We start from the raw sequence: 20,562 nt of genomic DNA, 5'->3' as shown, positions 1-20,562 counted from the left end.
AGTATGGCAGCGTCCCGGCAGGGCATATCGCTGTTAACAATGCTTTTACGTATAACGATTGCACTTGACTATAGATGTGTCAGACTTCCGACCATGGACGATGTGCAGACCGAGATCGAGGCGCTCACCCGCGCCCTCGATCTGCACTCGCTGCGGATCCTGGTCGCCATCGACCGGGCGGGTTCGATCAGCGGCGCGGCCCGCACGCTCGGCTACTCACAGCCGACCATCACCCAGCATGTGCAGCGCCTGGAATCGCGCCTGGGCACCGCCCTGGTCGTTCGGGCGGCGCGCTCGGCCCGCCTGACCCCGGCCGGGGCGCTGCTGGCCGAACACGCCCCGCGCATCGACGCCAGCCTGACCGCCGCCGCGACCGAGCTCTCCCGGCTGCTCGGGCGCCGCGCCGGCACCGTGCGCCTGGTGGGCCCGCCCGAGGCGATCGGCGTGATCCTGGCGCCGGTGTCGTTCTGGCTGGACACCCATTTCCCCAGCCTGGAGGTCACGGTCACCGAGGCCCTCGACTCCGAGCGGGCGGTGGCCGCGGTGCAGGGCGGTCGCGCCGACCTCGCGATCGTCTTCGACGTCATCGACCCGGGCGGGCACCGCCGCTTCCACCGGCCCGCGGGCACGCGGTCGACGTTCCTGTTCGCCGAGGAGATCGTGGCCGTCACCACCGCGGAGGTCGACGCCGACGGCGACCGGGTCAGCCCCGGCGCGCTGACCGACCAGCCCTGGATCGTCGGGACCGGGACCTGCAGCGACGCGGTGGCCGCCGCGGTCACCCGACCCGTCGGCGACCGTGACTCCACCGTCACGCGCACCGACGCCGCGCTGGCGCTGGCCGCCTGCGCGCGCGGCACGGCGTTCGTTGCCGAGAGCTCCCTGCACGGTGTCGATCTGCCCGCCGGCGTGCGCACCCTGGCGCTCGAACCACCCATGACCCGGCGAGCCAGCGCGGTCACCCTGGCCGACGCCGCGGCCAGCCCCACCATCGGCATCGCCCTGCGGGGACTGGTGTCGCACCGGCCGGCGCCCGTCGAACTCGACGAACTGCTCACCGCGCGGCGTCGAAGCGACAGCCACCGCGCACGGTTCCCGATCTCGGCTCCACCCCGATTCCCCCAACCAGACGCTGCCCAACCAGATGAAGAGAGTGCCCCCATGCCATCACTGACCTCCGGCCGCGCGGGTCGCGCCGCCGCGGCCGCCGTCGCCGGCGCACTGGTGTTGTCCGCGTGTTCGAGTCCGGACACCCCGAAGTCGGTGGGCGCCGACACCGGCGAACAGATCCCCACCATCACCGTGGCCCTGCCGGGCTCGCTGTCCAACCTCTACGTCGGCCAGGAATCCGGGATCCTCAACTACTACGTGGCCTCGATCGCGCAGGAGGGGCTGGTCTCCCTCGACGACACCGGCCGCGTGCAGCCCGGCCTCGCCGAGAAGTGGGAACAGCCCGACGACACCACCTACGTGTTCGAGCTGCGCAATGACGTGAAGTTCCAGGACGGCACGCCGCTGACGCCGGAGGACGTCGTGTTCAGCCTGGAGCAGGCGCGCGACGAGACCGCCTCACCCGGCTTCACCGGTCTGCTGGCCGGCGTCGACACCATCGAACAGACCGGCGACGAGGAAGTCACCATCCGGCTGGCCAAGCCGGACGCCGCGTTCACCAAGAACATGAGCACCGCGGGAACAGCGTTCATCACCTCGAAGGCGTTCTGGGAGAAGAACCAGGGCAAGGTGGGCACCCCGAGCGCGCTGCTGCTGGGCACCGGCCCCTACAAGGTCACCGAATTCGTCCCCGATTCGCATGTGAGCTTCGAGCGGGCCGACACCTGGCGGGGCCCGGCACCGGCGGTGCAGAACATCCGGGTCAACTTCATCCCGGATGAATCGACACGGCTGGTCGCCGCGCAGTCCGGCGACCTGGACATGGCGTTCAACGTGCCGCTCGCGCAGGCCACCCAGTGGGAGAAGCTGAAGACGATGCGGGTCGACTACGTCAGCGACCTGTCCTATGTGGGGCTGTATTTCAACCCCAACATCGCACCGTTCGACGATCCCAAGGTTCGTGAGACGTTCGCCCACGCGCTGGACCGCAGTGCCTTCGTGGACAAACTGTTGCGTGGCCACGGCGAGGTGGCGACGGCCATCATGACACCGGAGTCGCTGGTCAGCACGTTGCCCGCAGACCAGGCCCGCGAAGAGCTCGCCACCGTCCCGCAGTGGGACTTCGACACCAAGGCCGCCAGGGCGGCACTGGCGGCCTCCAGCCACCCCAACGGGTTCGAGACCGAGATCCTCACCCCCAACACCGGCCCCCAGCTCGGCAAGGCCGCGCAGGCGCTGGCCCAACAGCTCGGCGATCTCGGCATCACGCTCAACGTGCGCGAGGTGCCGATCGAGGAGTGGCTGGCCAGCCTCGACGCCAGCTCGGATCACGGCGTCGGGTTGATGTGGTACTTCTCCACCTCGGGTGACCCCGCCGAGTTGCCGAACTATCTGCTGGGCGCGGGAAACCCCTCCGGCTACGCCAATCCGGCGATCACCGACCTGCTGGACCGGGCCAACGCGGAATCCGATCCCACGGCGCGCATCGACCTGCTGCTCCAGGCGGAGACGCTGCAGGCGCGCGACGCCATCAACGTCCCGCTGTGGTGGGGACAGTCGGCGACGGCGTTCGCGGACAACCTGGGCATCCGCAGCAACAGCCCCTATACCTTCGTCTCGTCGTGGCCGACCCAGCTCTACCGGGCGCAACCGCAGTGACGCCGTGGCCGGTGGTGCGGCTGCTGGCCGTGCGCGCCCTCGGCGCGCTCGCGGTGTTGCTGGTGCTGTCGGTGCTGATCTTCGCGCTGCTGTACCTGGCGCCCGGGGACATCGTGAAGAACCTGCTGGGCAACCGGCCGTCCTCCCCGGAGGCGGTCGCCGCCATCCGCGCGCACTACCACCTCGACGAATCCGCGGTGCGGCAGTACCTGCGGTGGCTCGGCGGGTTCCTGCGCGGTGATCTCGGAGAGTCGGTGCGCCTGCAGGTTCCGGTGACTCAGGCGATCTCGCAGCGGCTCGGTCTGACCGCCCTGCTGTGCGCGCTGGCGTTCCTGCTGTCGATCGCCGTGGCGGTGCCGCTGGGCGTGCTCAGCGCCGTGCGGGCCGGCGGTTGGATCGACCGCAGCGCAAGCGGTGTGGCGGTGGTCGGGCTGAGCGCGCCGACGTTCGCCATCGGTCTGCTGCTGCTGATCGTGTTCGCCTACGTCGTCCCGGTGCTGCCGGTCTACGGCGTCGGCGACGGTGGACTCGACACCGTACGGCATCTGGCGCTGCCCGCGATCTCGCTCGCCTTGGGGCTCGGGGCGATCGTGGTGAAACTGACCCGCACCGCGGTGCTGCGCGAGCTGGAGGCCGACTACGTGACGGCGGCCAGGGCGCGGGGGTTGTCGGAGGCCACCGTCCTGCGCATCGCGCTGCGCAACGCCGCCATCCCCATCACCACCGGGGCCGGGCTGCTGCTGACCTTCCTGGTCGGGGGGACCGTGCTGGCCGAGACCACCTTCGCGCTCCCGGGCCTGGGCACCCTGCTGCAGGATTCGGTGCTGTTCAAGGACATCGCCGTCGTGCAGTCTCTGACGCTGCTGGTGGCCTGCGCGATCATGGTCATCTCGCTGCTCGCCGACTCGGCCTACCTGCTGCTGGACCCGCGGGTGCGTCACACGGCGCGGGGCGCGCGGTGAGTGACGTCACCGAGGTCGCCCTCGGCTCAGCACCGCGTGCCCGGCGCCGCCGCCCGCCGGTCTCGGTGATCGTCTGCCTGGTCTTTCTCGCCGCGGTCGGCCTGGCGGCGGTGTTCGGCCGTCTCCTGTACCCCGATGCGATGCGTCAGGACATCCTGACCGGCCTGCTCGGGCCGAACTCGCCGGGTCACCCGCTGGGTACCGACGAACTGGGACGCGACGTGCTGGCCATGACCGTCGCCGGCACGGGATCGGCCCTGCTGGGGCCGCTGTGCGTGGCCGTCGGGTCGATGCTGATCGGGATCCTGCTGGGCACGCTGGCCGGCTACCAGCGCGGACCGATCGATTTCCTGGTCAGCCGGTGGACCGACCTGTTGCTGGCGCTGCCGCTGCTGCTGGCCGCGATCGTCGTCGGCGGCGTTCTCGGTGGCGGATACTGGGTGACCGTCGTGCTGCTGACGATCCTGTTCTCCCCGTCCGACATCCGGATCGTGCGCGCGGGTGTGCTGGAGCAGTCCGCACGCCCCTACATCGAAGCGGCGCAGATGCTGTGCCTGCCGCGCCGGCGGGTGATGTTCGTCCACATCCTGCCGAACGTGTCGACGCTCGTGGTCACCAACGTGATGCTGAACGTGGCCTTCGCGCTCGTCGCGTTCTCGTCGCTGTCCTTTCTCGGAGTGGGCGTCTCGCCCGACACCGCCGATTGGGGTGCGCAGTTGGCCACCAACCGCCAGATCGTCTTCGACAACCCCGCGGCGGTCGTGGCGCCGGCTGCCCTGATCATCCTCGTCGCGTGCGCGGTCAACCTCGTCGGTGACTGGCTGGGACAGCGACTGGCGCAGAACGGAAGCCGGGCATGACCGACATCCGCATCGAGAACCTGACGGTCCTCGGTCCCGCCGGCACCGTGGTCGAACCGCTGGACGCGCACATCCCGCCGGGCAGCACACTGGCCATCATCGGGGAGTCGGGATCCGGCAAGACCTTGACGGCCAAGAGCCTTGTCGGGCTGCTTCCCCGCGGGTTCCGCGCCGAGGGGACCGTACGGTTCGGCGACAGGGCCGTCGCCCTGGACGGTTCGGCACGCACCTGGCGGGCGGTGCGCGGCGCGACCGTCGCACTGCTGCTGCAGGATCCGTTCACCAGCCTCTCACCGGTGCACCGGTGCGGCGACCAGATCGCCTGGACCCTGCGGCGCTCCTCGGGCCGCTCGAGCCCTCGCCGCCGCGACGCCGAGGTCGCCGCACTGCTGGCCGAGGTGAAACTGCCGCCCGAGGTGGCCCGTTCCTACCCGCACCAGCTCTCCGGGGGCATGCGGCAGCGCGTCGCGATCGCGGCCGCCCTGGCCGCCGCACCCCAGCTGTTGATCGCCGACGAACCCACCACCGCGCTCGACGCGAGCAACCAGGCCGACATCCTCGACCTCATCCGGTCGATCCAGCTGTCGCGCCGGCTCTCGGTGATCCTCATCTCCCACGATCTGGGGCTCATTCGCGGCCGGACCGACGAGGTGCTGGTGATGCGCAACGGCGCCGTGGTCGAACGGGGCGCCACCCGAACGGTTCTGGGCGCACCGCAGCACCCCTACACCCGGGCGCTCATCGACGCCGATCCCAATTCGAAGACGCCCGCGTGCGCCTCCCCGCGGCACGAACCGGGCGTGCCCCTGCTCCGGGTGTCCGGGCTCGGCAAGCGGTTCGGGCGGCGGCGGGTCCTCGATGAGGTGTCCACCGACCTGGCCGCCGGCCGAATCCTCGGTGTGGTCGGCGAGTCGGGCTCGGGGAAATCGACACTGGCCCGCTGCGTCGCGGGCCTGGAGCGCCAGGACTCCGGCGCGGTCGAGTTCGACGGGGTGGCCCTGGCGCCGGGACGCGGGTCGCGGACACCGGATCAGATGCAGATCGTGTTCCAGGATCCCTACTCGTCGCTGAACCCGATGATGTCGGTGGGCGCCATCCTGCGCGAAGCGCTGCGGGTCGCCGGCCGCCCGGCCGATCAGGTCCCGGACCTGCTCGGCACCGTCGGACTCCCGGCGGAGTTCATGCGCCGCCGGCCGGCCGAGCTGTCCGGCGGACAGCGGCAGCGCATCGCCATCGCCCGCGCGCTCGCGCCGCGCCCGCGGTTGCTGATCTGCGACGAGTCCGTTTCCGCGCTCGACGTTTCGGTGCAGGCGCAGATCCTCGACCTGCTCCAGCGGCTACGCAGTGAGCTCGGCCTGGCCCTGTTGTTCATCTCCCACGACCTCGCGGTGGTGCGGATGATCGCCGACGACGTCGTCGTGCTGTGCGACGGCCGGGTGGTCGAACAGGGCCGTTGCGAGCGGGTTCTGACCGCCCCGAGCCATGAGTACACCCGGATGCTCGTCGCCGCGGCCGAGCGCGAGAACCTGGTCACGGCCGGGGCCGAGACGGCCGTCCGGGACGCCCATCGATGAAGAGGGATGACATGACCGTGCTGGACCAGTCCGTGGTCGAGGGCGCCGACGCCATCGCCGACCTGCTCGCGGGCGGTCTGGCAGACCTCCTGGGGCCGGAGATGGCTGCGCGCTGGCGGATTCGGCGTGAGCACTACCGTCCGCGGGTGCTGCTGTCGGCCGACGAGGACGGCATCACCGTCGCCGCCCTGCTGAGCAGTCGTCCCGCGACCGCGGCGCTGAAGATCGTCGACCTGTGGTGGCGCGAGGCCGAGCCCGCCCGATCCGCCGACGGCGTCGCGGGGATGCTCGACAGGGTCGTCGCGGCGGCCCGGCGGCAGCAGGCCGTCGTCGTCAAGTGGGAACTGCATGACGGCGCGGACCTGCCGGCGGCGGCCCGGTCGCGCGGGTTCGTGCCGATGCAGCCGAACGGACAACGGGGTTGTGGCGACGCGGTTCGCGGCTTCGCGCTGTGGCTCGTGCCGATCGGCCACGACGAACCCAGGTACTACGCGCAGAGCACCGAGTTCACCTGCGGCGCGGTGGCGGCCCTGCTCGCCACCGAACTCGCGGGCCAGCCCGGTTTCACCGGAGACCACGGTGATCGTCGCCTTGAGATCGACTTCTGGCGGCGGGCAAGCAATTTCCCGGCCTGCGAGCCCGTCGGGCTGGCGGTCGCCGTGCGCGGCCACCTGGCCGACGAACGGCGGGTGGAGGTGGCTCTGCATCCCGACACCCCGGTACTTCTCGACGAATTCGAGGGATTCGACCGTGAGTTCCGTGCGGAGCTGCAGGACGATTCCCGTCAGCACGCCGCCGATCTTCGGATCGCGGTCCGCGGCGATCGCGTCGATGTCGGCGAGATCGCGCGGCGGACCGCGGGCGCCGACATCGCGCTTCTGCTCATCACCCAGGCACCGATGCACGGCCACGACGAACCGCACTGGATCGTCGCCCACGCCTCCGACGGTCGGTCGTTGGTGATCGTGCAGGACCCGTGGATCGACGGGCCCGGCGGAGAAACGTGGGTCGACGGCCACGATCTTCCCATCAGGCTGGCCGACCTGGACCGGATGTTGCTGTGGGGCAGCGAGAGCCACCGCGGGGTGGTCTTTCTGGCCCGGCGCTAGCCGCGGGCGACGGGCCGCGTGCCCGCGTCGAGCAGGCGGCGGGTCATCTCGGTGAGCTTCTCCCGCAGCGTCGCATCGTCGATGTCGGCGACCAGCGGGTTCATCACCGCGCTGCTGATCGCGCCGGAGAGCATCGCGCCCTGGATGCGGGCGTCCTCGTCCTGGCCGCCGAGCAGCACCCCGTAGAGCCGCGCCATGAACTGCTGGAACGGGACGTGCTCGGCGAGCAGGCGGATCACCACGGGATCGAACTGCAGGGTCCGGACCAGACGCCGGTCGCTGACGGCCATGTCGATGACCCGCACCAGCAGCGCGTCGCGACCCCGGTGTCCGTCGGTGTGCGCCTCGGCCTCATCCAGGGCGGGGACGAGTCGTCCGAGCTCACGTTCGGTGACCGCGATGACGATCTGGTCCTTGGTCCGGAACTGGTGGTAGACGGCCGCTTTGGTGATGCCCACGGAGTTGGCGATCATCTGCAGCGACGTTGCGCTCACGCCGTGCTCGGCGAAGAGCTCCAGCGCGGCGTCGAGCACCCGGGTGCGTGCCGCGCTGTGGCGGGCCGACCCGACCTCACCGCCCTGCTCGACGGAACTCACCCCGCCACACTAGTCGAATGGCTACCGCGGCGGCCGGCGCGCCGGGGCAGAATGGACGCGATGATGCCGAACGCCAGGCGTCGGAGGGTCCACGACAGGCTCGCCGCGCTGCCCGGGGTGCGCCGGGTGCGCCGGCCGGTGACGCCGGGCGCCGACGCGCACTTCGACCTGTTCTACGTCCGCACGGGCCCACCGGGTCCGTGCCCGGTCGTCGTGATCCCCGGGGGCCCGGGGGTGGCCTCGGTGGCGTTCTACCGGGGACTGCGCCGGCACGCCGCGGCGCTGGGGCTGGACGTCATCATGGTGGAGCATCGGGGCGTGGGGATGTCGCGGCGCGACGACGCCGGCGCCGATCTGCCCCCGGAGGCGATCAGCGTCGACCAGGTGGTCGACGACGTCGCCGCCGTTCTCGATGACGCGGGCGTCGACAAGGCCGTCATCGACGGCACCTCCTACGGCAGCTACGTCGCCGCCGGTGTCGGGGTGCGTCACCCGGACAGGGTCGGCGCGCTGATCCTCGATTCGCCGGTGCTCTCCGCCCACGACAACGAGGCGGTGCGCCGGGCCACCCGGGCGCTGTTGCTCGACGGCGCCGGGCCGGGCGCCGAGGTGCTGGCCCCGAAGGTGCGCACTCTCGTGGAACGCGGCGTGATGACCCCCGCCGCGGGAGAGGTCGCCTCCATCGTCTACGGGCTCGGCGGAGTCGAGCTGCTGCGCCGCCAGCTCGACCTGCTGCTGGCGGGCCGTTCGCTGGTGTGGCGGGCCGTCACCCGGTTCGGCGGACTGTCGATGCGCCATGCGCCCTACCGCCACGAGATGGATCTCGTGGGGCGCATCGCCTTCCGGGAACTGGACTACATCGGCGAGCCCGACGGTCTGCCGCTGGATCCCGCCGTGGTGATGCTGGAGCTGGCCCGTCGGTTACCCGGCCCGACACCGGCTTTCGAGTCCGAGCCCTACGACCTGGTCGCGGAGATGCCCCGCTTCGACTGGCCGACCGTGGTGCTCTCCGGTGGCCGCGACCTGGTGACGCCGCCGCGGGTCGCCGAACGGGTCGCCGAGCTGATTCCGGGGGCGGTGCTGGTCCGGTTGCCCACGGCCGCGCACAGCGTGCTCGACACCCGCGAGCGTGCGGCGCTGACGATCATCAGCGCCGTCGTGCGGGGCGAGACGGCCGCGTTGGCCGGGCGCGGCGGCGAACTGGATGCCGTGCCGGGCAACCGCATTCTGCGACTGCTGGTGGCCGCGATGTCCGTGGCCGCGGCCGTGGAGGGGGCCCTGCCCCTGCCACGGAGCCGTCCCCGGCCCCGCCCGTCATGACTTCATGAAGCCGATCGCGGTGTAGTCGGTGTCCCCGAGGCCCGGGGCGCCGAAGTTGGCCAGACCGGCGCGCACCGCCACGTTGCCGGCGGACTGGAACAGCGGCAGGCTGAAGCCCTCCGCCCAGAGCAGCTTGTCGACCTCGTTGGCCAGGTCGCGCGCCTCGGCGGCGTCGAGTTCGTCGAGGGTCTCCTCGATCTTGGCGTCGATCTCCGGCGAGCCGATCTTGCCGAAGTTGCTCTCGCCGCCGGAGGCGTAGATCTGGTTCAGCCCGGACAGGGGGAACGCATCGCCGACCCAGCTGAACTGCGCGAGGTCGAAGTCGCCGACGTTGATGTAGTTGCTGAAGAAGCCGCTGCCGCCCTTGGCGTCCAGGTCGAGCTTCACCCCGATCTGCGCCAGGCTGTTCTGCACCACCTGGGCGACCTGCCGGGTGCTCTGCGCGTCGTAGAAGACGTCGCGGATCACCAGCTGGCGGCCGTCCTTCTCGCGGAACTCGCCGTTCATCCGCCAGCCCAGGGCATCGAGCTCCTGCTTGGCCTGCTCGGGGTCGAAGGCCACCACCTCGCTGTTGTCCCGATAGCCCTGCTGGCCGGCCACGAAGATGTGGTTGTTGAGCGGCTTGGGCTCGTCGACGAGGCCGCGCTGGGAGACGTCGGCGACGGTCTGGCGGTCGATGCCCTTGGCGATCGCCTGCCGCAGCGCCGGGTCCGACAGGATGGAGCCGGGCGCACCGTTGAAGGTCAGGTGGTACCAACTCAGGCCGGGTGCGCGGCGGATGTCGACGTCCGGCGTGTTGCGCGCGATGGTCAGCTCGTCCAGCGACGTCAGACCGGTGGCGTCGATGGTCTTGTTCTGCAGTGCCGGCAGCCGGGCGGCGTCGTCGAGGACCAGATAGGTGATGGAGTCCAGCAGCGGCGGGGTGCCCCACCATTTCGGGTTGCGCGTCAAGGTGATCCGCTGTGCGGTCCGGTCGATTCCGGACACCATGAACGGCCCCGCCGACGGTCCCGGACCGTCGAGCTGGCCCTTGTTGAACACCTCCGGGTTCTCGGTCATGCTCTTGGGCAGCAGCATCCCGTTGCCGGCGAACATGCCCTTCCACTCCGAATAGGGCTTGGCGAAGGTCATCACGGCCTGGCGGTCGTCGACCCCGCGGGTCACCGAGGCCACCCGGTCGCTGCCGCTGGGGCTGGCGATCGCGAATTCGGGGTTCTTGCCGCTGGTGGCGTTGATCTGGGCGGCGATGTCCTCCCAGGTGATGGGCGTCCCGTCGGTCCACACCGCCTCGGGGTTGATGGTGTAGGTGACGACCTGGGGATCGGTGCTGGTCAGCTCGACGCTGGTGAAGTAGTCGGTGTTCACCGTGGCCGCACCGTCGGGGCCGATCCGGAATGCGCGCGGCATCGTGGCCTTGAGCATGTTGGCGCTGTCGGCCTGGTTGCCGTCGATGTGCAGCGTGTTGAAGTTCGACGGGAACGACGTCAACGCCAGCCGCAGATCGCCGCCCTCCCGCAGCGCGGAGCGGTCCTGCGGATTCATGTCGCTGGAGACGCCGACCTCGGCGTTTCCGCCGGCCGACGGCACCTCGTTGTTGCCGCCGGAACAGCCGGCCAGGGCGAGTCCAAGGACCAGGATCGCGGCGAACCCGCGTCGGTGCCAGAGCGTCATGGGCTCCGATGCTAGCGGCGCGACGATGCGCAGCGAGGGACGAGCTGTGAGGAGGAGTGGCGCAGTGTGCCGACCGGCGCGACGATGCGCAGCGAGGGACGAGCCGGCCTCTGCGCATCGAGTGTGCGCCCAGGACGTCTCACCGCGCGCGGCGGCGTCCTGGACGCACGCTCGGTGCGGCCAGGGGGATCCGCGTGTCAGGGGATCGGTGCGTCAGCGGGAGGGCCGTGCCGGGTCCGGCCTCGGGACCGCGGCCAGCAGTTTCCGGGTGTACTCGTGGCGGGGCCGGGCGAACACCTCCGCAGCGTCGCCCTCCTCGACGATGGTGCCCTTGAACATCACCGCCACCCGGTGGGCCAGGTGCTTGACCACCGACAGGTCGTGGGACACGAACAGGTAGGACAGGCCGAACCGGTCCTGCAGGTCCAGCAGCAGGTTCAGGATCCCCGCCTGGATCGACACGTCCAGCGCGGAGACCGGTTCGTCGAGGGCGATGATGTCGGGCTGCAGGGCCAACGCCCGCGCGATGCCGATCCGTTGCTTCTGACCGCCGGAGAACTCGGCGGGGAAGCGTGCCGCGGTGCCGTGCTCCAGGCCCACCAGATCCAACAGCTCGGCCACCCGCTCCCGGGTCTGCTCCCCGTCGAACCCGTTGGCCTGCAGCGGCTCGGCGAGCACGTCGAAGACCGGGAGCCGGGGATCCAGGGAGGCCACCGGGTCCTGGAACACCACCTGCAGGTTGCGGCGCAGCTCGCGCCGGCGCGCGCGGTTCAGGGTGGCGACGTCGGCACCGAGCACTTCGATCGAACCCGACTGCGGCGCGGCCAGTTCCAGCACCTCGTGCAGGGTGGTGGATTTCCCCGACCCGGACTCACCGACGATCGCGAGGGTCTGACCGCGGCGCAGCTCGAAGCTGATCCCGTCGACGGCGCGGACCTCGCCGACCGCGCGGCGGAACAGCACACCCTTGGTTAACCGGAACGACCTGACCAGGTCGCGCACCGAGACCACAACCTCTCCGGGACCCGCGGCCGGAGCCGTCGGCGCGGCGGTGGAGACGCCGTAGATGTCGGCGGCACCGCGCCCGGCCACCTCGTCGGTGCGGATGCAGGCCGCCCGGTGATCGGCCCCACCGGTGCCATCGCTGTCCAGGGCTGCACCCACGGGTCGCAGGGCGGGCTCGGCGGTGCGGCAGTCGTCGATCGCCAGCGGGCAGCGGGGGGCGAACGGACATCCCGGGGGCAGGTCGGCCAGCGAGGGCGGGGCACCGGGGATCGGTACCAGCCTGCTGCCCTGCACCGCGTCGAGGCGGGGCACCGAGCCCAGCAGGCCGGCGGTGTAGGGCATTCGCCGGTCGCGGTAGAGCGTCGGCACGGTGGCGGCCTCGACCGCCCGGCCGGCGTACATGACCACCGCCCGGTCGGCGAACTGCGCGACGACGCCGAGGTCGTGGGTAATGATGAGCACGCCCGCCCCGGTGACGTCGCGGGCCGTCTTGAGTACGTCGAGGATCTGCGCCTGCACGGTGACGTCGAGCGCGGTGGTCGGTTCGTCGCAGATCAGCAGGTCCGGGTCGTTGGCGATGGCGATGGCGATGACCACCCGCTGGCGCTCGCCGCCGGAGAGCTCGTGGGGAAAGGCCCCGGCGCGCCGGTCCGGCTGGTTGATCCCGACCAGTTCCAGCAGCTCGACGGCGCGCCGTGCCGCCGCGGCCCGCCCGGTGCCGGGTTGGTGGATCCTGATCGCCTCGGCGATCTGGTCGCCCACGGTGTAGACCGGGGTCAACGCCGACATGGGGTCCTGGAAGACGGTGCCGATCCGTTTGCCGCGGATCCGTGACAGTTCCCGATCGCCGCGGCCCAGCAGTTCCTGACCGTGCAGCCGCACCGAGCCCGAGACCTCGGCGTACTCGGGCAGCAGGCCGATGATGCCCATGGCGGTGGCCGATTTGCCCGAGCCGGATTCGCCGACGACGGCGAGCACCTCGCGGGACTGCACGGTCAGGTCCAGGCCCCGCACGGCACGCACCTCCCCGTCGTCGGTGGGGAAGGCCACGGCGAGGTCCCTGACCTCCAGCAGCGGGGTCGTGCTCACCGGCGGTTTCCGTTCTTCGCGCGCCGCCGCCGCAGGTTGCCCGACCCGGGATCGAACGCGTCGCGCAGTCCGTCGCCGATCAGGTTCGCGCACAGCACGATGGTCACCAGCACCCCGGCGGGGAACAGGAACACCCACGGGAACGTGGTGACCGACTTGGTGCCGTCGGCGATCAGGGTGCCCAGCGACACGTCCGGGGGCTGGACACCGAAGCCCAGATAGCTCAGCCCGGTCTCGGCCAGGATCGCCAGGCCCACGTTGAGTGCGGTGTCGATGATCAGGATCGAGGCCACGTTGGGCACGATGTGGCGGACGATGATCTGCCGGCTGGGCACCCCCATGTAGCGGGCGGCCTGGACGAATTCGCGTTCGCGCAGGCTCATCGTCAGGCCGCGCACCATCCGGGAGCTGATCATCCAGCTGAACACCGACAGCAGCACGATGAGCATCACCACGCTGCCGGTCTGTTTGACCCGCGGGGTGACGATCGCGATCAGGATGAAGCTGGGCACCACCAGCAGCAGATCCACCACCCACATCAGCGCCCGGTCCCGCCAGCCGCCGAAGTACCCGGCCACGGCGCCCACGGTGGCGGCGATCACCGTGGAGATCAGCGCCACGCAGACGCCGATCAGCAGTGATTTCTGCATGCCCCGCAGGGTCATCGCCAGCAGATCCTGACCCAGCGCGTTGGTGCCGAACCAGTGCTGCGGGCTGGGCGGCTGCTGCAACGCGAAATAGTCCAGGTCGAGGTAGGACCACGGCAGCAGCGGCGGCAGCGCGAAACACCCGACGAACAACACCACGAGCACGGCCAGCGAGACGACGGCCGCCCTGTTGCGCAGGAAGCGCCGCAGCACCAGCGTGCGGCGGGAGGTGAACTGACCGGTCCCGCCGCGCCTGGTGGTCCCGGTGGTCCCGCTCATGCGACCCGCACCCGGGGGTCCAGCAACGCGTAGATGACGTCGGAGAGCAGGCCGGCGAACAGGATGGCCACCCCGGAGAACACCGTGATGGCCACGGTGATGTTGGTGTCCTGGGTGGCGATGCCCTGCACCGCCCACTCGCCCATGCCGTGCCAGCCGAAGATCTTCTCGACGAACACCGCGCCGGTCACCAGCGTGCCCACCCCGTAGGCGAACAGGGTGGCCATCGGGATCAGGGCGGTGCGCAGGCCGTGTTTGAACAGCGCCGCGCGCCGGGTCAGGCCCTTGGCGCGGGCGGTGCGGATGAAGTCCTGACTGAGCACATCGAGCATGGCGTTGCGCTGGTAGCGGCTGTACCCGGCGATGGCGCTGAGCGCCAGGGTGGCCGTCGGCAGCACCAGGTGCTGGACCCGGTCCACGAACTGGTTCCACCATCCGCCCACCGCGGTCGGCGAGGTCTCACCGGTGTATTCGAACAGCTGCACACCGAGCACGGTGTTGACCCGCAGCGCCGCCAGGATCAGCAGATTGGCGATGATGAAGGTGGGGGCGCTGATGATCAGCAGCGACAGCGCCGTGATGACGCGGTCGGAGAGCCGGTACTGGCGGATGGCGCTCCAGGCGCCCACCACGACGCCGATCACCGTCCCGAACACCGATCCGATCACCAGCAGTCGCAGGCTGACGCCGACGCGGCGCCACAGCTCGTCGGACACCGGTTGCCCGGTGACCGTCGTGCCGAAGTCGCCGCGCACCGCGCCGGAGACCCAGTGGACGTAGCGCAGCGGGATCGGCTTGTCGAGATCGAGTTCGGCGGCCTTGGCGTCGATGACGGCCTGCGGGGGCCGCGGATTGCGTTGCAGCAGGCTGTCCAGGGGAGAGAACGCCAACGAGGTCAGCCCGAACGTCAGGAACGAGGCCAGCGCGAGCAGCACGATGTAGTTGAGCAGCCGCCGGGCCAGGAATCGCGTCAACGGCGCGGTCCGCGGTCATCCATGGGCTAGAGGGTAGGAGATGTGGGCGGGGTCGGCACCCAACGGCGTCCGCGCGCCCTGCGGGAATCAACGGCCACCGGCTGCGATTCTCATGTCTGTCACCGTCAGCAGAAGTACAGGAGCCCACCATGACCGTCACCGATGACTACCTGGCCAACAACGCCGAATACGCCCGCGACTTCTCCGGCCCGCTGCCGATGCCGCCGAGCAAGCACGTGGCGGTGGTGGCCTGCATGGACGCCCGGCTCGACGTCTACCGGGCGTTGGGCCTCGCCGAGGGCGAGGCGCACGTGATCCGCAACGCCGGTGGAGTGGTCACCGCCGACGAGATCCGGTCCCTGGCGATCAGCCAGCGCCTGCTGGGCACCCGCGAGATCATCCTGATCCACCACACCGACTGCGGGATGCTGACGTTCACCGACGACGACTTCAAGCGCGCGATCGAGGAGGAGACCGGGCTGCGGCCCGAGTGGGCCCCGGAGTCGTTCTCCGACGTCGAGGAGGACGTGCGCCAGTCGATGCGGCGCATCCGGGCCAGCCCGTTCGTCACCCTGCACGAATCGTTGCGGGGGTTCGTCTTCGACGTCGCGACCGGCCGGCTCACCGAGGTCACGCTCTGAGCGGGGGCCCGGACCGCCGGCCGGCGGCCTTTCGGGGGCGCGGTCGTCCCGTCCAGGCTGTCGTTGCCGCGGGTTTGCCCGAGTGGAGCCCGCGGCAACGACAGGCTGGATGCCCGCGCCGGGGGCAGGCCGGCGCCGGGCGGTTGACAGCCCGGGAACCGCTTGCTTCTATATTGGTTAAATCGACAATTCTGGTCAATCCAACCAACTTTTGAGGTATCGATGACCGCCACCGCGCAACCCGCCGCGGGCACCTACGAGCTCAGCCATCTGCGGGCTCTGGAGGCCGAGGCGATCCACATCATCCGCGAGGTCGCCGCCGAATTCGAGCGCCCGGTGCTGCTGTTCTCCGGCGGCAAGGACTCGATCGTGATGCTGCACCTGGCGATCAAGGCCTTCGCCCCGGGACGGCTGCCCTTCCCGGTCATGCACGTCGACACCGGACACAACTTCGACGAGGTCGTCTCCACCCGCGACGCCCTCGTCGAGCGGTACGGGCTGCGCCTGGTGGTGGCCAGCGTGCAGGACGACATCGACGCCGGGCGGGTGGTGGACAACGGCCCGTCGCGCAACCCGCTGCAGACGGTGACGCTGTTGCGCGCCATCCGGGAGAACAGGTTCGACGCCGCCTTCGGCGGGGCGCGGCGCGACGAGGAGAAGGCCCGCGCCAAGGAGCGGGTGTTCAGCTTCCGCGACGAGTTCGGCCAGTGGGATCCCAAGGCGCAGCGGCCCGAACTGTGGAACCTCTACAACGGGCGACACCGCAAGGGCGAGCACATCCGGGTCTTTCCCCTGTCGAACTGGACCGAGTACGACATCTGGGCCTACATCGGGGCCGAGGAGATCACGCTGCCAGCCATCTACTACGCCCACCAGCGGCCGGTCTTCCAGCGCGACGGGATGCTGCTGGCGGTCCACGAGTTCATGCAGCCCGACACCGGCGAGGAGGTCTTCGAGACCTCCGTGCGCTTCCGCACCGTCGGCGACGTCACCTGCACCGGCTGCGTGGAGTCGACGGCGGCCACCGTCGAGGAGGTGATCGCCGAGACCGCGGTGTCGCGGCTGACCGAGCGGGGCGCCACCCGCGCCGACGACCGGATCTCCGAGGCGGGGATGGAAGACCGCAAGCGGGAGGGCTACTTCTGATGAGTGAGACCAGCGTGAGCGAGACCAGCCTGAGTCAGACCAGCGTGAGTGACGCCGGTGCTCAGGTCGCCGCGGTGCTGCCCACCGGCTCACTGCTGCGCCTGGCCACCGCGGGCTCGGTCGACGACGGCAAGTCGACGCTGATCGGCCGGTTGCTGTTCGACTCCAAGGCCGTGATGGAGGACCAGCTGGCCTCGGTGGAACGCACCTCCAAGGAACGCGGTCACGACTACACCGATCTGGCCCTGGTCACCGACGGCCTGCGCGCCGAACGCGAACAGGGCATCACGATCGACGTCGCCTACCGCTACTTCGCCACCCCCAAGCGCAAGTTCATCATCGCCGACACCCCCGGCCACATCCAGTACACCCGCAACATGGTGACCGGGGCCTCGACCGCGCAGCTGGTGATCGTGCTCGTCGATGCCCGTCACGGCCTGCTGGAACAGTCGCGCCGGCACGCCTTCCTGGCGTCGCTGCTGGGCGTGCAGCACATCGTGCTCGCGGTCAACAAGATGGACCTCATCGGCTGGGACCAGGAGCGTTTCGAGTGGATCCGCGACGAGTTCCACGCGTTCGCGGCACGCCTGGACATCCACGACGTCACCACCATCCCGATCTCGGCGCTCAACGGCGACAACGTCGTCACGAAGTCGGAGAATTCACCCTGGTACGACGGTCCCGCGCTGCTGACCCACCTGGAGGAGGTGTACATCGGCGGCGACCGCAACCTGGTCGACGTCCGCTTCCCGGTGCAGTACGTCATCCGGCCGCAGACCCGCGACCACGCCGACCACCGCAGCTACGCCGGCACGGTCGCCAGCGGCGTCATGCGTCCCGGTGACGAGATCGTCGTGCTGCCCGGCGGCAAGACCAGCCGCGTCACCGCCATCGACGGTCCCGCCGGCCCGGTGACCGAGGCGTTCCCGCCGATGGCGGTGTCGATCAGCCTGGCCGACGACATCGACATCTCCCGCGGCGACATGTTCGCCCGGCCGCAGAACCGGCCGACTCCCACCCGGGAGTTCGACGCCATGGTGTGCTGGATGGCCGACGACGCCACCCTGGAACCCGGCCGCGACTACATCGTCAAGCACACCACCCGCACCACCCGGGCCCGGGTCGGCGCGCTGGACTACCGCCTCGACGTCAACACGCTGCACCGCGACAAGAGCGCGACCGCGCTCAAGCTCAACGAGCTGGGCAGGGTCACGCTGCGCACCCAGGTGCCGCTGCTGCTCGACGAATACTCCAAGAACGCCACCACCGGGTCGTTCATCCTGATCGACCCCGACACCAACGTCACCGTGGCGGCGGGCATGGTGCGCGACACCGTGCCGGCGGCCTCGCGGGCGGCCACCCCGAACACGGTGCGTCACGAATCGCTGGTGGGCTCCACGGAGCGGCTCACCCGCGGGCGCACCCTGTGGTTCACCGGCCTGTCCGGTTCGGGCAAGTCCTCGGTGGCCGTGCTCGTCGAACAGAAGCTGCTCGAACACGGCTGTCCGGCCTACATTCTCGACGGCGACAACCTGCGCCACGGACTCAACGCCGATCTGGGCTTCTCGATGGCCGACCGCAGCGAGAACCTGCGCCGCCTGGCCCACGTCGCCACCCTGATGGCCGACGCCGGCCTGACGGTGCTGGTCCCGGCGATCAGCCCGCTCGAAGAGCACCGCGAACTGGCCCGCAGGGTGCACGCCGACCAGAACGTGCCGTTCCTGGAGATCTTCGTCGACACCCCGCTGCAGGACTGCGAGCGCCGGGATCCCAAGGGCCTCTACGCCAAGGCGCGCTCGGGCGAGATCACCCACTTCACCGGGGTGGACAGTCCCTATCAGCGGCCCAAGAACCCCGACCTGCGGTTGACGCCGGAGCACACGCCCGACGAACTGGCCCAGCAGGTCATCGATCTCGTGGAGGGTCTGGAATGAGCGACCATGTGCTGGCGGCGCGGCTGGCGGAGGAAGCCGGCGAGCTGCTGCTGAGGGTGCGCGAGGAGTTCGCCGAGGCCCCCGCCGCCGACCGAAAGGCCGCCGGCGACAAGCGCTCCCACGATCTGCTGATGTCACGGCTGGGCGAGGAGCGGCCCGGCGACGTGGTGCTCTCCGAGGAGGGGGCCGACAACCCGGCCCGGTTGACCGCGCGACGGGTGTGGATCGTCGACCCGCTCGACGGCACCCGGGAATTCTCCGAACTCGGCCGCGACGACTGGGCCGTGCACGTGGCGCTGTGGGAGGACGGGCAGCTCGCCGCCGGCGCGGTCGCGCTGCCCGCGCAGGCGCAGACGCTGGCCACCCCCGACGTGGCGTTCCCGGCCGCGGTGGCGGGCCCGCCACGGGTGGTGGTCTCGCGGACCCGGCCCCCGGCGGTGGCCCTCGACGTCCGCGATGCCCTGGAGGGCGTGCTGGTCGAGATGGGCTCGGCCGGAGCCAAAGTGGCCGCCGTCGTGCAGGGCCGCGCCGATGTCTACGTCCACGCCGGCGGCCAGTACGAGTGGGATTCGGCGGCCCCGGTGGCGGTGGCCCGCGCCGCGGGCCTGTACACCTCCCGCATCGACGGGTCGCCGCTGGAATACAACCGGCCCGACCCCAAGCTGCCCGACCTCATCGTCTGCCGGCCCGAACTGGCCGACAAGGTCCTCGGCGTCACCGCACACTGAGGCGGCGGTTCCGGCCATGGCTGTGCATCCGCCGACCGCGGGGACCCGCCCGCCCCGGATGGCAGAATCCCGTTGATGCGGATGTCGGCCAAGGCGGAGTACGCCGTGCGCGCCATGGTCCAGCTGGCGACGGCCGACGAGGGCGCCCTGGTCAAGACCGACGACCTGGCGCGCGCCCAGGGCATCCCGGCGCAGTTCCTGGTCGACATCCTGTCGGACCTGCGCGCCGACCGGCTGGTGCGCAGCCACCGCGGCCGGGAGGGCGGCTACGAGTTGGGGCGGCCGGCCGCGGAGATCAGCGTGGCCGACGTGCTGCGCTGCATCGACGGACCGCTGGCCAGCGTCCGCGACATCGGGCTGGGCGATCTGCCCTACACCGGTCCCACCCGGGCGCTCACCGACGTGTGGCGGGCGCTGCGGGCCAGCATGCGGGCGGTGCTCGAGCAGACCAGCCTCGCCGACGTCGCCACCGGTGACCTGCCGGCACCGGTGGCCGCCCTCGCCGACGACTACCGCGACCAGGAGGAGCGACGCGGGCACTCGGGCGGGTGAGATGGCGGGTGAGGCGGCAGGTGAGGTGGCGGGTGGTGTCGCGCCTCAGCCGCCCGAGCCGTAGGGGCGGGTGAGGATCTCCAGAAAATGCCCGGCGGGGTCGCGGAAGTACACCCCGCGGCCGCCGTCGTTGTGGTTGATCTCCCCGGGCCGGGTACCTCGCGGGTCGGCCCAGTGCGGCAGGCCCCGGGCGGTGATCTTGCCGAGGATGGCGTCGAAATCGGATTCGGTGACCAGGAAGGCGTAGTGCTGGGGCCGGATCTGCTCGTCGGCCCCGGTGTCGGCGAAATCCAGGCTCACCCCGTGGTCGAGGGCCACTGCCAGGAACCGGCCCAGCGGGCGCGGTTCGGGCAGGCCGAACAGCTCGGTGAGAAACCGCGCGGACTCGCCCTTGTCGCGTGCCGCGACGATGGTGTGGTTCAAGCTGATACTCATGATGTCCGTACCCAAGGATTCCCCACCCAAGGATACGGGCCGCGGGCATCATCCGCCGTCGGTCGGGGACTCCTGGCTGCTTTCGTTACTGCTCTTGTCGGTGCCCCACTTGGGATTGCCGTCATCGTCGAGCCAGTCGTTGACGGCGGTGCCGGTCACGGTGTTCCCGCTGCCCGGCAGCACCGCGGTCGGCCGGTCCTCGTAGGCCCGGGCCATCTCCTTGGCTTCGTTCTTCGCGGACTCGCTGGGTTCGGTGGGTGGTCGTTCCATG

Annotated in this window: 18 protein-coding genes; 11 read left to right on the top strand and 7 right to left on the bottom strand. The window is 70.5% G+C overall.

All coding sequences use genetic code 11. The features are described from left to right. The first annotated feature begins 93 nt into the window (after positions 1-93). From CSR00_RS10190 to CSR00_RS10170, 5 genes are read left to right on the top strand one after another with little or no spacing between them, the layout of a single operon-like run. Entirely contained in the window at positions 94-2,769 is a 2,676-nt protein-coding gene (locus CSR00_RS10190; RefSeq protein ID WP_099022282.1) for an ABC transporter substrate-binding protein, read from the top strand. Continuing rightward, positions 2,733-3,731: an ABC transporter permease gene (locus CSR00_RS10185; RefSeq protein WP_218014466.1), complete on the top strand. Its 999-nt coding sequence runs from the start codon at positions 2,733-2,735 to the stop codon at positions 3,729-3,731. The genes CSR00_RS10190 and CSR00_RS10185 overlap by 37 nt, the downstream gene beginning before the upstream one ends. Then, complete coding sequence (locus tag CSR00_RS10180) at positions 3,728-4,591, top strand: ABC transporter permease (protein ID WP_099022281.1); 864 nt, start codon at positions 3,728-3,730, stop codon at positions 4,589-4,591. The genes CSR00_RS10185 and CSR00_RS10180 overlap by 4 nt, the downstream gene beginning before the upstream one ends. Then, complete coding sequence (locus CSR00_RS10175; RefSeq protein WP_099022280.1) at positions 4,588-6,165, top strand: dipeptide ABC transporter ATP-binding protein; 1,578 nt, start codon at positions 4,588-4,590, stop codon at positions 6,163-6,165. Before CSR00_RS10180 ends, CSR00_RS10175 begins: the two co-directional genes overlap by 4 nt. After that, positions 6,162-7,274, top strand: coding sequence for a peptidase C39 family protein (locus tag CSR00_RS10170; RefSeq protein ID WP_099022279.1), 1,113 nt, complete (start codon positions 6,162-6,164; stop codon positions 7,272-7,274). Before CSR00_RS10175 ends, CSR00_RS10170 begins: the two co-directional genes overlap by 4 nt. Here CSR00_RS10170 and CSR00_RS10165 read toward each other — a convergent pair. Beyond that, on the bottom strand, positions 7,271-7,870 hold the full coding sequence (locus tag CSR00_RS10165) for a TetR/AcrR family transcriptional regulator (RefSeq protein ID WP_281259697.1): 600 nt from the start codon (positions 7,868-7,870) through the stop codon (positions 7,271-7,273). The genes CSR00_RS10170 and CSR00_RS10165 overlap by 4 nt on opposite strands. A gap of 60 nt (positions 7,871-7,930) precedes the next feature. On the opposite strand from CSR00_RS10165, the gene CSR00_RS10160 reads away from it, so the two are divergent. After that, complete coding sequence (locus CSR00_RS10160; protein WP_099022321.1) at positions 7,931-9,190, top strand: alpha/beta fold hydrolase; 1,260 nt, start codon at positions 7,931-7,933, stop codon at positions 9,188-9,190. Here CSR00_RS10160 and CSR00_RS10155 read toward each other — a convergent pair. The 4 genes from CSR00_RS10155 to CSR00_RS10140 all read right to left on the bottom strand — a co-directional run bounded on the left by CSR00_RS10155 (position 9,185) and on the right by CSR00_RS10140 (position 14,855). Further along, on the bottom strand, positions 9,185-10,861 hold the full coding sequence (locus CSR00_RS10155; RefSeq protein WP_099022278.1) for an oligopeptide ABC transporter substrate-binding protein OppA: 1,677 nt from the start codon (positions 10,859-10,861) through the stop codon (positions 9,185-9,187). The genes CSR00_RS10160 and CSR00_RS10155 overlap by 6 nt on opposite strands. Positions 10,862-11,074: 213 nt before the next feature. Continuing rightward, complete coding sequence (locus tag CSR00_RS10150; protein WP_099022277.1) at positions 11,075-12,955, bottom strand: oligopeptide ABC transporter ATP-binding protein OppD; 1,881 nt, start codon at positions 12,953-12,955, stop codon at positions 11,075-11,077. Further along, positions 12,952-13,881 (bottom strand): oligopeptide ABC transporter permease OppC, encoded by a 930-nt coding sequence (locus CSR00_RS10145; RefSeq protein WP_099022276.1) that lies wholly within the window; start codon positions 13,879-13,881, stop codon positions 12,952-12,954. The genes CSR00_RS10150 and CSR00_RS10145 overlap by 4 nt, the downstream gene beginning before the upstream one ends. After that, positions 13,878-14,855, bottom strand: a complete 978-nt coding sequence (locus CSR00_RS10140) for an oligopeptide ABC transporter permease OppB (protein ID WP_099022275.1) — start codon at positions 14,853-14,855, stop codon at positions 13,878-13,880. Before CSR00_RS10140 ends, CSR00_RS10145 begins: the two co-directional genes overlap by 4 nt. 149 nt (positions 14,856-15,004) lie before the next feature. Here CSR00_RS10140 and CSR00_RS10135 point away from each other — a divergent pair, with 149 nt between their 5' ends. The 5 genes from CSR00_RS10135 (at position 15,005) to CSR00_RS10115 (ending at position 19,856) form a co-directional block, all read left to right on the top strand. After that, positions 15,005-15,496 carry a beta-class carbonic anhydrase gene (locus tag CSR00_RS10135; protein WP_099022274.1) on the top strand — a complete coding sequence of 164 codons (492 nt, stop codon included), beginning with the start codon at positions 15,005-15,007 and terminating at the stop codon, positions 15,494-15,496. 222 nt (positions 15,497-15,718) lie between these two features. Next, complete coding sequence (cysD, locus tag CSR00_RS10130) at positions 15,719-16,642, top strand: sulfate adenylyltransferase subunit CysD (protein ID WP_099022273.1); 924 nt, start codon at positions 15,719-15,721, stop codon at positions 16,640-16,642. Next, positions 16,642-18,576 carry a sulfate adenylyltransferase subunit CysN gene (cysC, locus tag CSR00_RS10125; RefSeq protein ID WP_099022272.1) on the top strand — a complete coding sequence of 645 codons (1,935 nt, stop codon included), beginning with the start codon at positions 16,642-16,644 and terminating at the stop codon, positions 18,574-18,576. Before cysD ends, cysC begins: the two co-directional genes overlap by 1 nt. Beyond that, positions 18,573-19,304, top strand: a complete 732-nt coding sequence (locus CSR00_RS10120) for a 3'(2'),5'-bisphosphate nucleotidase CysQ (RefSeq protein WP_099022271.1) — start codon at positions 18,573-18,575, stop codon at positions 19,302-19,304. Before cysC ends, CSR00_RS10120 begins: the two co-directional genes overlap by 4 nt. 75 nt (positions 19,305-19,379) lie before the next feature. Next, a complete protein-coding gene (locus CSR00_RS10115; protein ID WP_099022270.1) occupies positions 19,380-19,856 on the top strand; it encodes an Rrf2 family transcriptional regulator in 477 nt (158 codons plus the stop codon). Positions 19,857-19,901: 45 nt separating this feature from the next. Here the strand turns inward: CSR00_RS10115 and CSR00_RS10110 are convergent, their stop codons facing one another. Then, entirely contained in the window at positions 19,902-20,291 is a 390-nt protein-coding gene (locus CSR00_RS10110; protein ID WP_099022269.1) for a VOC family protein, read from the bottom strand. Positions 20,292-20,339: 48 nt separating this feature from the next. Beyond that, positions 20,340-20,561, bottom strand: a complete 222-nt coding sequence (locus CSR00_RS10105; RefSeq protein WP_099022268.1) for a hypothetical protein — start codon at positions 20,559-20,561, stop codon at positions 20,340-20,342. Position 20,562: the final 1 nt, after the last annotated feature.

This window comes from Mycolicibacterium palauense (genome assembly GCF_002592005.1).
In the GTDB taxonomy this organism is placed as follows: Bacteria; Actinomycetota; Actinomycetes; order Mycobacteriales; family Mycobacteriaceae; genus Mycobacterium; species Mycobacterium palauense.
The sequence above is the reverse complement of the archived record's forward strand: the minus strand, read 5'-3'. Positions and strand labels throughout refer to the sequence as shown.

Coding starts and splice junctions, on each gene's coding strand:
- CSR00_RS10190 (WP_099022282.1), top strand. CDS start 94: ATGGACGATGTGCAGACCGAGATCGAGGCGCTCACCCGCGCCCTCGAT.
- CSR00_RS10175 (WP_099022280.1), top strand. CDS start 4,588: ATGACCGACATCCGCATCGAGAACCTGACGGTCCTCGGTCCCGCCGGC.
- CSR00_RS10170 (WP_099022279.1), top strand. CDS start 6,162: ATGAAGAGGGATGACATGACCGTGCTGGACCAGTCCGTGGTCGAGGGC.
- CSR00_RS10160 (WP_099022321.1), top strand. CDS start 7,931: ATGATGCCGAACGCCAGGCGTCGGAGGGTCCACGACAGGCTCGCCGCG.
- CSR00_RS10155 (WP_099022278.1), bottom strand. CDS start 10,861: ATGACGCTCTGGCACCGACGCGGGTTCGCCGCGATCCTGGTCCTTGGA.
- CSR00_RS10145 (WP_099022276.1), bottom strand. CDS start 13,881: ATGAGCGGGACCACCGGGACCACCAGGCGCGGCGGGACCGGTCAGTTC.
- CSR00_RS10135 (WP_099022274.1), top strand. CDS start 15,005: ATGACCGTCACCGATGACTACCTGGCCAACAACGCCGAATACGCCCGC.
- cysD (WP_099022273.1), top strand. CDS start 15,719: ATGACCGCCACCGCGCAACCCGCCGCGGGCACCTACGAGCTCAGCCAT.
- cysC (WP_099022272.1), top strand. CDS start 16,642: ATGAGTGAGACCAGCGTGAGCGAGACCAGCCTGAGTCAGACCAGCGTG.
- CSR00_RS10120 (WP_099022271.1), top strand. CDS start 18,573: ATGAGCGACCATGTGCTGGCGGCGCGGCTGGCGGAGGAAGCCGGCGAG.
- CSR00_RS10115 (WP_099022270.1), top strand. CDS start 19,380: ATGCGGATGTCGGCCAAGGCGGAGTACGCCGTGCGCGCCATGGTCCAG.
- CSR00_RS10110 (WP_099022269.1), bottom strand. CDS start 20,291: ATGAGTATCAGCTTGAACCACACCATCGTCGCGGCACGCGACAAGGGC.
- CSR00_RS10105 (WP_099022268.1), bottom strand. CDS start 20,561: ATGGAACGACCACCCACCGAACCCAGCGAGTCCGCGAAGAACGAAGCC.